This is a genomic window from Demequina sediminicola (assembly GCF_000975055.1).
GTDB lineage: Bacteria > Actinomycetota > Actinomycetes > Actinomycetales > Demequinaceae > Demequina > Demequina sediminicola.
Genome location: NZ_BBRB01000002.1, coordinates 113,613 through 124,299, shown reverse-complemented (window position 1 = coordinate 124,299; position 10,687 = coordinate 113,613). Strand labels below are relative to the sequence as shown.

General features: G+C 62.2%; 10 protein-coding genes. 8 read left to right on the top strand and 2 right to left on the bottom strand.

Translation table 11 applies throughout. The features are described from left to right. Nucleotides 1–7: 7 nt before the first annotated feature. Nucleotides 8–1,039, bottom strand: a complete 1,032-nt coding sequence (locus tag AOP79_RS05465; protein ID WP_082093396.1) for a glycosyltransferase family 4 protein — start codon at nucleotides 1,037–1,039, stop codon at nucleotides 8–10. A gap of 76 nt (nucleotides 1,040–1,115) precedes the next feature. Here AOP79_RS05465 and AOP79_RS05460 point away from each other — a divergent pair, with 76 nt between their 5' ends. Genes AOP79_RS05460 through AOP79_RS05430 form a run of 7 tightly spaced genes read left to right on the top strand, consistent with a single transcriptional unit; the run spans nucleotide 1,116 to nucleotide 7,979 of the window. Beyond that, the gene (locus AOP79_RS05460) at nucleotides 1,116–1,859 is read left to right on the top strand and encodes a WecB/TagA/CpsF family glycosyltransferase (protein ID WP_062071310.1); all 744 of its coding nucleotides are present in this window, start codon (nucleotides 1,116–1,118) and stop codon (nucleotides 1,857–1,859) included. Beyond that, nucleotides 1,856–2,986, top strand: coding sequence for a glycosyltransferase family 4 protein (locus tag AOP79_RS05455; protein ID WP_062071308.1), 1,131 nt, complete (start codon nucleotides 1,856–1,858; stop codon nucleotides 2,984–2,986). The genes AOP79_RS05460 and AOP79_RS05455 overlap by 4 nt, the downstream gene beginning before the upstream one ends. Further along, nucleotides 2,983–4,089: a glycosyltransferase family 4 protein gene (locus AOP79_RS05450; RefSeq protein ID WP_062071306.1), complete on the top strand. Its 1,107-nt coding sequence runs from the start codon at nucleotides 2,983–2,985 to the stop codon at nucleotides 4,087–4,089. Before AOP79_RS05455 ends, AOP79_RS05450 begins: the two co-directional genes overlap by 4 nt. Further along, a complete protein-coding gene (locus tag AOP79_RS05445) occupies nucleotides 4,086–4,943 on the top strand; it encodes a glycosyltransferase family 2 protein (protein WP_062071304.1) in 858 nt (285 codons plus the stop codon). Before AOP79_RS05450 ends, AOP79_RS05445 begins: the two co-directional genes overlap by 4 nt. Next, complete coding sequence (locus tag AOP79_RS05440; protein WP_062071302.1) at nucleotides 4,940–5,944, top strand: hypothetical protein; 1,005 nt, start codon at nucleotides 4,940–4,942, stop codon at nucleotides 5,942–5,944. Before AOP79_RS05445 ends, AOP79_RS05440 begins: the two co-directional genes overlap by 4 nt. Nucleotides 5,945–5,976: 32 nt before the next feature. Continuing rightward, on the top strand, nucleotides 5,977–7,005 hold the full coding sequence (gene gmd / locus AOP79_RS05435) for a GDP-mannose 4,6-dehydratase (protein WP_062071300.1): 1,029 nt from the start codon (nucleotides 5,977–5,979) through the stop codon (nucleotides 7,003–7,005). Further along, on the top strand, nucleotides 7,005–7,979 hold the full coding sequence (locus tag AOP79_RS05430) for a GDP-L-fucose synthase family protein (RefSeq protein WP_062071297.1): 975 nt from the start codon (nucleotides 7,005–7,007) through the stop codon (nucleotides 7,977–7,979). The genes gmd and AOP79_RS05430 overlap by 1 nt, the downstream gene beginning before the upstream one ends. Here the strand turns inward: AOP79_RS05430 and AOP79_RS05425 are convergent. Further along, entirely contained in the window at nucleotides 7,976–9,640 is a 1,665-nt protein-coding gene (locus tag AOP79_RS05425) for a DUF389 domain-containing protein (protein ID WP_062071295.1), read from the bottom strand. The two genes, AOP79_RS05430 and AOP79_RS05425, sit on opposite strands and share 4 nt — an antisense overlap. Nucleotides 9,641–9,788: 148 nt before the next feature. On the opposite strand from AOP79_RS05425, the gene AOP79_RS05420 reads away from it, so the two are divergent. Next, nucleotides 9,789–10,577 carry a L,D-transpeptidase gene (locus AOP79_RS05420; protein WP_062071293.1) on the top strand — a complete coding sequence of 263 codons (789 nt, stop codon included), beginning with the start codon at nucleotides 9,789–9,791 and terminating at the stop codon, nucleotides 10,575–10,577. Nucleotides 10,578–10,687 lie beyond the last annotated feature (110 nt).

Below are 10,687 nucleotides of genomic sequence, written 5' to 3'. Positions count from 1 at the left end.
GTGCGCGTCACCCGTCCGCTCGCGTCGACGCTGCGATCGCACGCACATAGACCTGCACATACGCGTGCACTCCCCTGCTTGCAGAGAAGTCATGTTCAGGTGACGCACTGCTGTACGCGTCGCGGAGAGCGCGCTTGATCGCGGCAGCCCACGCCTTAACGGTCGGTTCCAGCACCGTCACTCCGGGCTCACTCTGTGACCACCTGAGGCCTGGCACATCACAGACAAGTGCCGGAGTCCCCACCGAAAGGGCCTCGGCAAGCGCGACACCCATGCCCTCGTGTACTGACGGCATCAAGAACACACTTGCTCTGCGCAGCCACTGTTCAGGGTCACCGACCCCGCGATGGAGCAAGAGTCCTTTGGATTCAAGTTCGTCGAGCAGGGCCTTTTCGTGAGGTGACGCATTCGCTTCTGAACCCACATAGGCGACGGGGGACGCGGTTGCGACGAGAGCTTCGAGTGCAAGCAAGTGCCGCTTGATGGGGGAAGCGTTGCCGACGATCACCGCGTAAGGTTCGCGAGGCCCCTCACCTATCCCTTGGAAACGATCGTCAACCCAGTTCAGTATTACTTCGCAGCTCCGGCCGACGACTGCTTCATTAGCGGCGACGTCCTGGGACGGTGCGATGAATGCGTTGACGCGCCCATCAGCCAGTCGTGCCTGGATGCGCCTGCTCCAACTCGAAGTTCCACGGACCGGGAAAGCATTGTGGACTGTACGCACTTGCGGCACGTGGCGTGCACCCCACACCGCACTCACAAATGCTTGCTCGGTGTGGATGTGCACGATGGATGGATTGATCTCAGTGACGAGCGCTCGCCATTCCTGGAGGCCAGCTCGGGAGCGCACAGGGACGATATGTCGAACGTCGTACCCGGCGCCTTCAAGTTCTGCCCTGAAAGGGTGATCGGCCCCCTGCCCCACCACGATGGGAGTGACGTCGTGATCATCCCAGTAAGGTGCCGACGAGATGAGCATCCGTTCCATCCCGCTTGGTCGCAGGGGACCCAAGAGGTGCAGAACGGTCATAGCCATGTCTCAACGCTACTCGCATCGTCCCTGCCACCAATGAGATAATGGGCATTCGTCACCAGAAAGGTCGGACCGGCAGATGGCCAGCACTCCACACCGCGTTGCTGTGGGTGCCGTCCCGTTTGATGTCCGCACCCAAGATGGGGCTGTCGCGGAGATTCTCCAGTGCGCCCAGGACCGCTCGCCCGTACCGATCAGGTTTGCGAACGCGTGGTGCGTGGTTCTCGCTGATGAGGATGCTGAATACGCGGCTCTCCTCAACACGCCCGGCCTCAATTTTCCCGATGGCCGACCGGTGGCGAAAGAGATGCGCAAGGCGCCCGATGCCGGGAAGGCTGAGCAGGTGCGCGGGCCTTCCGTATTCCCTGACGCGCTGGGGGACGGCAGAGCGCTCGGCATCCGGCACTACTTCCTGGGCTCTACCCCAGAGGTGATAGAACGGCTGACGGCCAAGGTCGCCGAACGTTTTCCGGGGGCCGTTATTGTCGGCAGCTACGCACCGCCTTTCGGACCCCTCGACGAGGCTTTCTATGCCGACTGTGTCCCCCGCATCGAAGCTTCGGACGCGGACATTGTGTGGGTAGGGATGGGCACGCCCAAACAGGACTTCGCTGCAGCAGAGTTAGCGGAGCGCACTCAGCGCCCGTGTGCGGGCGTGGGTGCGGCCTTTGACTTTCTCGCTGGAACCACCCGTGAGGCACCGCGGTGGATGCGGAGCATCGGGCTCGAGTGGCTGTTCCGGCTGCTCAGTGAGCCGCGTCGACTGTGGCGTCGCTACCTGATTGGCAACGCCAAGTTCTTGCGGATTGCGAGGCGTTCATGAGGATTGCCATCGTTCACAGTTTCTACTCATCGGCCCAGCCAAGCGGCGAGAACATCGTCGTTGAGTTGCAGCGCCGCGCACTCGAACGCGCGGGCCACGATGTCCATCTGGTCGCGACACACACCGACGACCGCGAGCATGAGACTGCCTATGCGCTGCGGTCTGCGCTGCGCGTTGCGACGCGTCATGGTCAGTCACCTGCGGAGGAACTCGCCGAGATCACACCGGACGTGGTTCACCTCCACAACCAGTTCCCGAACTGGGGCTCAGGCTGGATTTCATCGTGGCACCAGTCACCCATTGTGGCGACATTGCACAACTACCGGCCGCTGTGCGCCGCAGGAACGCTCTTTCGCGATGGCTCAGATTGCACCCTGTGCCCCACGGCAGGCTCGCATCACGCGGTCAAGCATCAGTGCTACCGCGGCAGTCGCGCCGCCTCTATCCCCCTGGCGGTCGCATCGCGCGGAGCCGGTGCACATGATCCCGTGCTGCAACGCGCAGATGCCCTTGTCGCTCTCACGTCTCGAGCTGCAGATACCTATCAACTCCTTGCGCACGGCGGCCCAGACCTTCCCGTCACCGTCGTGCCTAACTTTTGCCCGGATAGCGTTACTCAGTCAGAGCACTCCGACAATTGGGTCTACGTCGGTCGCCTGAGTCCCGAAAAAGGAATCCTCGAACTGATCGCCCACTGGCCCGCTGACGTTCCACTCACGGTGATCGGCAGTGGCCCTCTGCTGGATCAGGCAACAACCGCATCAGCGGGCAAACGCATTGTGTTCCTCGGGCAGGTCGACAGCGCGGAGGCTCAGTCGCGAATCGCGAGGGCACGTGGGATGGCGTTCCCGAGTGTCTGGCGCGAGGGCATCCCGACGGTGTACCTGGAGAGTCTTGCAGCTGGCACCCCTGTCCTCGCGTGGCCAGGGAACTCAGTATCGGACGACATCGAGGAGGCCGGCACCGGCGTCGTGGTGGCTCCCGAAGACACCACCAGCGGCATCGCTCGCATCATGGCTCGGCACTCAACGTACTCAACTGCCGGTCGAGCCCGGTTCGAAAACCGCTACACCGAATCCTCATGGATTGCGGCGATGGCACGGGTCTACGACAAGGTGACTTCATGACCAAACCCATGGCCACCATCGTCCAGGAATACGTTCCCGCCTATCGGGCACCCCTGTTTGAGGCCATGCGGGACCTAGCGCAGTCGAGGGATTTCGAACTGTGCATCGCTGCCGGGGAGGCTGGTCCTCAACAACACCAGAGGGACGATGCGGCTCGACAGTTTGTGCCGGACCGACACGTCCGTCAGCGGGAGTTGAAGATCGCCGGCAGGCGCGTGGTGACACGGTCCCTCGACGAGGTGTATGCACGGTCGGACCTCGTTGTCCTTGAGCAAGCGCGGCGCAATCTTGACGCCTACCGTGCACTGGCCACCCGCCGAGCCACGATCGGGCTTTGGGGGCACGGAGCCGACACCACTCAACAGGTCGGCAGCCTTGAAGCGCGACTACTACGCACCATGACTTCGCGCGCTGACTGGTTCTTCGCTTACACCGACGCCGGCGCCGATGCGGCTGTGACCGCCGGACTGTCCCGCGACCGGATCACCGTGTTGCGCAACTCCACCGACACAGCCACCTTGCGCTCACATCTCGATGCCATCACCACTGACGAACGGACTTCCTTCAAACGTGACCATGACCTCACGAATCGCACAGTGGTATTCGTGGGCGGTCTTGACGACTCCAAACTCCTTCCACTGCTGGTCGAAGCGAGCACGATCACCGCTCAGCGCATTCCGGGGTTCCGGTTGCTGATCGTGGGAAGTGGACCCGCCTCAGCGACCTTGCCCGACGCTTCCTGGCTCAAGAGGATTCCTCACGCCACTGGAGGCAGCCTCGCACTTGCCCTGAGCGCAGGGGAAGCGCTGGTGATGCCTGGGCGCGTGGGCCTCGTCGCGGTGGACGCGCTCACTGCGGGATTGCCTGTGCTCACGACCGACTACCCCTGGCACGGGCCTGAACGCGACTACCTTGACGAGTCGACAAGCGTTGTCACGGCTCAACGACCGGCGGCTTTCGCCCACGCGATGATCTCGATACTGCAAGATGCCGATCGCCGCTCGAGGATTCGCAGCGCAGCCCTCGCAGCCTCGGCGGGTCTCTCCGTTGAAGCCATGGCCCAGCGGTTCGTCGACGGCATCGGAAAGGCCCTTGACGCATGAGTATCACCGCCGACCTTGAGGTCCTCATTGCATGCCACAACCGCAAGGAGTTGACGGTCCGAGCCGTTGAGAGAGTCCGCGCCACCGCCCCCGTACGGACTCACATCACGGTGGTGGATGATGGCTCGACCGACGGGACAGCGGACGCACTCGCGTCGATAGCGGGCCCTGATCTCACTGTGCTCACCGGGGACGGCTCGCTCTTCTGGGCTGCCTCGATGGCGTGGGCAGAGAAGACGGTCTTGTACCGCCGGAGCGACCGTGATTTCTCGCTCGTCTGGCTCAATGATGATGTGAGACTCGATGCCGATGCGCTTTCGCGGCTGGTGTCAGTTTCCGCTGAGAATCCGCACAGCATCGTCATCGGGCCGATGCGCGATCCAGACTCGAGTGAACTCACCTATGGGGGTTTCGCAACGGCGGGAATTCACCCCCTCAGGTTTGACCTCATTCCATGGTCGTCGCATCAACAACACGCGGATACCCTCAACGGCAACTTGGTCCTCATTCCGGCCACCGCAGCGGACAGAATCGGCCCTATCGACGGCGAGTTTGCGCACGCCCTGGCAGACATTGACTACGGGCTGAGGGCGCGCCGCCTAGGGATCCACGTTGTCGTGGCGCCGGGCACCCTCGGAACCTGCGCCCGCAATCCTGCGCCTCCACGCGAGCCTCTCCTCACCGCCTGGCGACGCTTCTTGTCCCCCAAGGGCGGCGGCAACCCGGCATCGGCCGCGCGTGTCCTCAAAAAGGACCGCCCCGGCACGTGGCCCCTCTGGTGGGCGTCGACCTACGTGACGTGGTGGCTCAGAGAACCCACAAGCAGGATCCGCAGGCGTGGAGGACAGCGGTGACAGCCCATATCGTCACCTGGTTCCACACGGACGACGCAGAACAGGGCAGCTATGCCCAGGTGTCCGGCGATTCGCGCACTGAACAATTCCGAGATGTCTACCGGCGCTGCATCGCGACCTTCTTTGCGAGCGCGCGACGCACGAATCCCGACGCGCGGCTAGAACTGGTGGTCAACGCCCCGTGGGACGCGTCCGCGTCCACGATTGCCAACGAGGTCCAGGCGCTTTTGACACGCTTGCACGTCACCATTTCGATAGTTCCGTACGTCTCGGAACCGCCCCAGACATTTACTGCCAAGTGGCGCAACCAGTTCTACGTGCTAGATGTCCTCGACCACCTGCGCGAAGGACCAAAAGATGACCTCTGCCTGGTGCTCGACAGCGACATCGTGTGGGCCGGTCAACAGTCTGTCGACACGCTCTGGTCCACGCTCGCACGCGCCGAGATCACGACCATGCCCATTGGCTACCCCCGTACAAAAGTAGTCAATGGCGCCTCCTGCGAGCAGATCAGTGCCCTCACTTCGACGCCCCACGTTTACTACTGCGGGGGAGAGTTTGTCTCTGTACGTCGCGGATCCATCGGCCGGCTACTGGGTGCGGCGCGTTCCGCCCGCGACCAACTGAACTCACACCATCACGACAACCCGAATTTCGCGTTTGAGGAAGCTCACGTCCTGAGCGTTGCCTACGCGAAACTCGGCGCAGCACCGCTCCCCCATCCCGCACCTATCAGGAGGATGTGGACGCAGCCACTTAAGCCACACAACACCGTGCCCGAGGATCTCGAGCGCGCGCTCTGGCACGTACCGGCAGAGAAGAAGTACGGGCTGCGACGCATGTATCGCGACCTCAGCAAACGGGGAGTCGACTGGGACGGCATGGCCGACACCCAATGGAGCAAGTATCTCTCCCGACGTCTCGGTGTCCCCACGAACACCACCATGAAATGGATATCGGACGTGACCACGGCCCTATATGCGCGTTTACGGCGCCGGTAGGATTGCCCCAAGACGTCGAGGGAGTTCCCACCATGACCAAAACCGCTTTCATCACTGGCATCACTGGCCAGGACGGTTCGTATTTGGCGGAATTGCTTCTCCGCAAGGGCTATGAAGTGCACGGCCTGATTCGCCGCGCCTCGACGTTCAACACCAGTCGCATTGACCACCTCTATGAAGACCCGCACGACCGCGGCGTGAAAATGTTCCTTCACTATGGGGACCTGTCCGATGGGTCGCGTTTGGCTGGCCTACTCGCGGAGATCAACCCTGATGAGGTCTACAACCTCGCTGCGCAATCGCATGTGCGTGTGAGTTTTGATGAGCCCGAGCACACCGGTGATGTCACCGGCTTGGGCACCACGCGCATGCTGGAGGCCGTGCGCCGCGCGGGCATTGATACCCGGATTTACCAGGCAAGTACCTCAGAGATGTTCGGCGCGAGCCCACCGCCCCAGGCTGAGGACACCCCGTTCTACCCCCGCAGCCCCTACGGCGCCGCGAAGGTCTACTCGTACTGGATGACCCGCAACTATCGTGAGGCGTACGGCATGTATGCGGTGAACGGCATCCTGTTCAACCACGAATCTCCACGCCGCGGTGAGACGTTCGTGACGCGCAAGATCACTCGCGCTGTGGCGCGCATTCAGGCAGGGACTCAGCACGAGCTTTACCTGGGAAATCTGGATGCAATTCGAGACTGGGGCTATGCGCCCGAATACGTGGAAGGCATGTGGCGGTCCCTCCAGGCCGATGCCCCGACTGACTATGTGCTCGCGACAGGCGTGGGCATCACCGTCGAGGAGTTCTTGGCTGGGGCCTTCGAGGCAGCGGGTCTGGACTGGCATAACCACGTCAAGTTCGATGAACGGTATTTGCGGCCCACTGAAGTTGATGCGCTCATTGGCGACGCGTCCAAGGCGGAGCGCGAGCTTGGCTGGAAGGCCACGGTGCACGGCCCCGAACTCGCTCGCCTCATGGTCGAGTCGGACATCCAGGAGCTCGCTCATGAGGGCCGTCCCTGGCATGACAGCGTTTCGCTCGCCTCGTGGGAAGCCTGATGGCCGACGCCGTCGACTTCACGCCAGGGCCGCTTGACCGCGATGCACCGTTCTATGTGGCAGGCCATCGTGGGCTCGTCGGTTCTGCGATCTGGCGCCGCCTTGAGAGAGCCGGCTTCACCAATCTGGTGGGACAACCATCGGCCGCGCTGGACCTCAAGGATCGCGACGCCACCTTTGCCTACATGCGTGACGTGCGCCCACGCTACGTGGTGCTGGCGGCAGCCAAGGTCGGCGGGATCATGGCGAACAACACCTACCCGGTGGACTTCCTGTCGGAGAATGTGCGCATTCAGACCAACGTGATCGACGCCGCCATCGACACCGGCGTTGAGCGCCTACTCTTCCTCGGTTCCAGTTGTATCTATCCCAAGATGGCACCCCAACCGCTGCGCGAGGATTCACTCCTGACCGGCCACCTGGAACCCACTAACGACGCCTACGCGATCGCTAAGATCGCAGGCATTTTGCACATTCAGGCCGCACGCCGTCAGTACGGGCTGCCCTGGATTTCCGCGATGCCGACCAACCTCTACGGCCCTCACGACAACTTCTCACCCAAGGGATCACACGTGCTCCCGGCCCTCATCCGCCGTTACGACGATGCCGCGCGAGCCGGCGATCCGACAGTCACCAATTGGGGCACCGGGTCACCGCGCCGCGAATTCCTTCATTCCGACGACATGGCCGATGCGTGCCTCCACCTCCTGGAGAACTACGACGGCGCGCAGCACGTGAACGTTGGCACCGGGAGCGACGTCACGATCCGCGAGATCGCGGCGACCATTGCCGAGGTCACCGGCTTCGAAGGCGCCACCGAGTGGGACACGACCAAGCCCGACGGAACCCGACAAAAACTACTCGACATTTCCACGTTGGCCGAGAGCGGGTGGCGTTCCAGCATCGGCTTGGAAGAAGGCATGGAACGCACGGTCGCGTGGTACCGCGACAACAGGGAGCACCTACGCGGCTAGTCTGTGCCGCCCGATTCGTCGGCAATGGGAACAGTCGTGATGGTGACAGGAGTGAACTGCACCGTCACCTCAACGTCCTCTCCGAGCGCCTTGTCGAAGTCGTCCTGCAATAGTTCAGCCGAGGGCGGAGTGTCCGTCCCAATGAGGTCAACCTTCACCGCGCCGGCAGAGACGCTGATGTTCTGCACCACCAAGTCAGTGTCGTCCCCCAACCACTCATCGACAACGTCCTTTGACGTGGCCTGCAATGACGCGGTCGACAAGAGGCCTTGCGACGTAAACATGAGCGGCACCAAGATGACCGCAGCGAGGGCGATAAATGGGATCACGGTGGTCAGAATTCCAGACGCCTTCGACTGCAAGACCCGGGGCCGCGCAAAACCGGTCAAGACGAACACCACACTGGCGGTCAACACGATGGCCACAAAGTTGGTCAAGAACAGTAGAAATGCACCGAAGGCATCGTCAATCTGACCACCGCCCAACGCAACACCCACCACAGACAGCGGCGGCACCAAGGCCACCGCGATTGCCACACCGGCGATACTCGCGGAGACACGCTTGTCAACTGTGGCGAAGGCACCTGCCGCGCCGGCGGCAATGGCGATGAGCATGTCAGTCAAGGTCGGGTTCACTCGCGACACAATCTGCGAGTTGCTGTCGTAGGCGAGGGCCACGGGCGTCCACGCCGCCAAGCCGTAAGACAAGGTGATTGATGCGACCACACCCAGGCCTACCATCACGGCCGAGTCCAACGCACGCCGCCGCCACCCGTTGACGATGGCACCCGCCAAGCCCAGAATCGGCACCATGAGCGGCGCGACGAGCATGGCGCCAATCACCACGGCGGTCGAGTCTGCAAGGACGGCAAAGGTCGCAATCGCCACGGACAGAATCAACATCACCCACCACGCGGTGCGTTTCGCTAGCCGTGCGGGAGACTCGAAGTACAACGCGTCGGCGAGCTCTTCCCGACGTTCACGACCGATGTCCGAGCCGCGGATCCAATCCCACAGCACCACAAAGACGCCGTCGGAATAGGGATCGGCCTTGGTGGGGAGGAGTCCCTCGTCGCGGCGGAGGCTCCAGGTGATGAGGACCAAGCCAAAGATGATGGCAGCAAGTGCTCCGCCGGAGATCATCGCTCTCGCGACAGTTCCCGGAGAGATGATCGAAATCACACCAAGAGCAATGGCGGTGATCCCCCCGGTGATCCGCACGCCCCGGTGAACGATCTCGTGGTTAGCCAATGCCGAGATCACATAGATCAGGCCCCTGACAACCACATAGATGCCTAGCAGTTCGACGATGAGCTCAAGGCCGAGTTCAGCACCGCCACGCTCGTGAAAAGCGACAAAAATGAGCACCACAGCGAATGCCAACGTCACAAGTCCTCGAAGCAAGGCGAAGAACTTGTTGATACGCCGGAGCAGGCGGTGCTTGCCAGTGAAGGAGAAGACGATATCCAGCACGCCGGCCACCGCAACCGCAACGAACAAAATCATACTGACGAGGAAGGTCGCCACGTTGGGCATCAGGAGGATCGCGGCACCCGATATGGAGGCCGTGAGGCCCTTCGCGGCGATGGGATTTGCCATGGCGCGGGCGCCATCATGAATGCGGGTGCCAATCGCGTCCCGGGCCAGCATTGTGCCGCTCATGAATCCACCTCTTCCCAGGCCTGTTGTGCTCATATTACGGCGCATTGGCGCCTGTGGAGAGACCTCGCTATATGGGAATTCGAGGACTAGACTGGGAGGGCTAAACAACGAGGGCAGGGGTACGTCAATGAGGGCGTGGACACGGCCGATGCGCACAGGCGCCGGCATAGGAATTTTGGCTCTGGTGGTGGCGGGGTGCTCGGGGTCAGATGACTCCGAATCCACCAGCCCGAACCCGTCAGCATCAACGCAAGAATCGCTCTCTCCCGACGGAGACTCGGGAGTGGCTCAGGCGCAGTCGACATCGCACATCGCCACGGCGAAGGACACTTCGCTCACGGTGTACACCGCTCCGGACGGAGACGAGCAGCAGGTGGTCGAAGCCGACGCAGTGTTGTCGGTCCCTGATGAGACTCCCATGACGTTTCTGGTGAAGGAGAACCAAGGAACCTGGCTCGAGGTATACCTTCCGGTTCGCCCCAATGAGACCACCGGCTGGGTCAAAGCTGAGGACGTAGCCCTGTCCTCTACGGACTTCTCGGTCGAGGTGGGCCTCGACGACTTCTCTCTCACCGTCTTCGAGGGAACGGATGCCGTGCTCACGACCGACATCGGTGTTGGTACCACAGATCACCCCACGCCTGGGGGCGTCTACTACATTCGTGAACTTCTTCAACCTCCCACCGACGACGGCCCCTACGGCACCTACGCCTACGGACTCTCGGGATACTCACCCACACTCGACTCGTTCAATGGCGGCGAGGCCATCATTGGAATGCACGGCACCAATGAACCCGAGTCGATCGGCGACTACGTGTCTTCTGGCTGCATCCGCATGACCAATGATGTGATCTCCGAGATCGTCCTCGAGGTCGGCTTGCCATTGGGCACACCCGTCTACATCTCCGACGAGATCGCTCCGCTCGACAGCGTGTAGCACTTCCGCTGGTTGCGGTAGCAATGAACACCACGCGCACCACTGAAGGCACAAGAAAGAGGCCCTCCCCGCGAGATTCGCGAGGAGGGCCTCTTTGTGGCGGCTGAGGG

What these genes read in the sequence shown, in the direction of transcription:
- AOP79_RS05430 (WP_062071297.1), top strand. Translation starts at nt 7,005, where the DNA reads ATGGCCGACGCCGTCGACTTCACGCCAGGGCCGCTTGACCGCGATGCA.
- gmd (WP_062071300.1), top strand. Translation starts at nt 5,977, where the DNA reads ATGACCAAAACCGCTTTCATCACTGGCATCACTGGCCAGGACGGTTCG.
- AOP79_RS05455 (WP_062071308.1), top strand. Translation starts at nt 1,856, where the DNA reads ATGAGGATTGCCATCGTTCACAGTTTCTACTCATCGGCCCAGCCAAGC.
- AOP79_RS05465 (WP_082093396.1), bottom strand. Translation starts at nt 1,039, where the DNA reads ATGGCTATGACCGTTCTGCACCTCTTGGGTCCCCTGCGACCAAGCGGG.
- AOP79_RS05420 (WP_062071293.1), top strand. Translation starts at nt 9,789, where the DNA reads ATGCGCACAGGCGCCGGCATAGGAATTTTGGCTCTGGTGGTGGCGGGG.
- AOP79_RS05460 (WP_062071310.1), top strand. Translation starts at nt 1,116, where the DNA reads ATGGCCAGCACTCCACACCGCGTTGCTGTGGGTGCCGTCCCGTTTGAT.
- AOP79_RS05425 (WP_062071295.1), bottom strand. Translation starts at nt 9,640, where the DNA reads ATGAGCGGCACAATGCTGGCCCGGGACGCGATTGGCACCCGCATTCAT.
- AOP79_RS05445 (WP_062071304.1), top strand. Translation starts at nt 4,086, where the DNA reads ATGAGTATCACCGCCGACCTTGAGGTCCTCATTGCATGCCACAACCGC.
- AOP79_RS05450 (WP_062071306.1), top strand. Translation starts at nt 2,983, where the DNA reads ATGACCAAACCCATGGCCACCATCGTCCAGGAATACGTTCCCGCCTAT.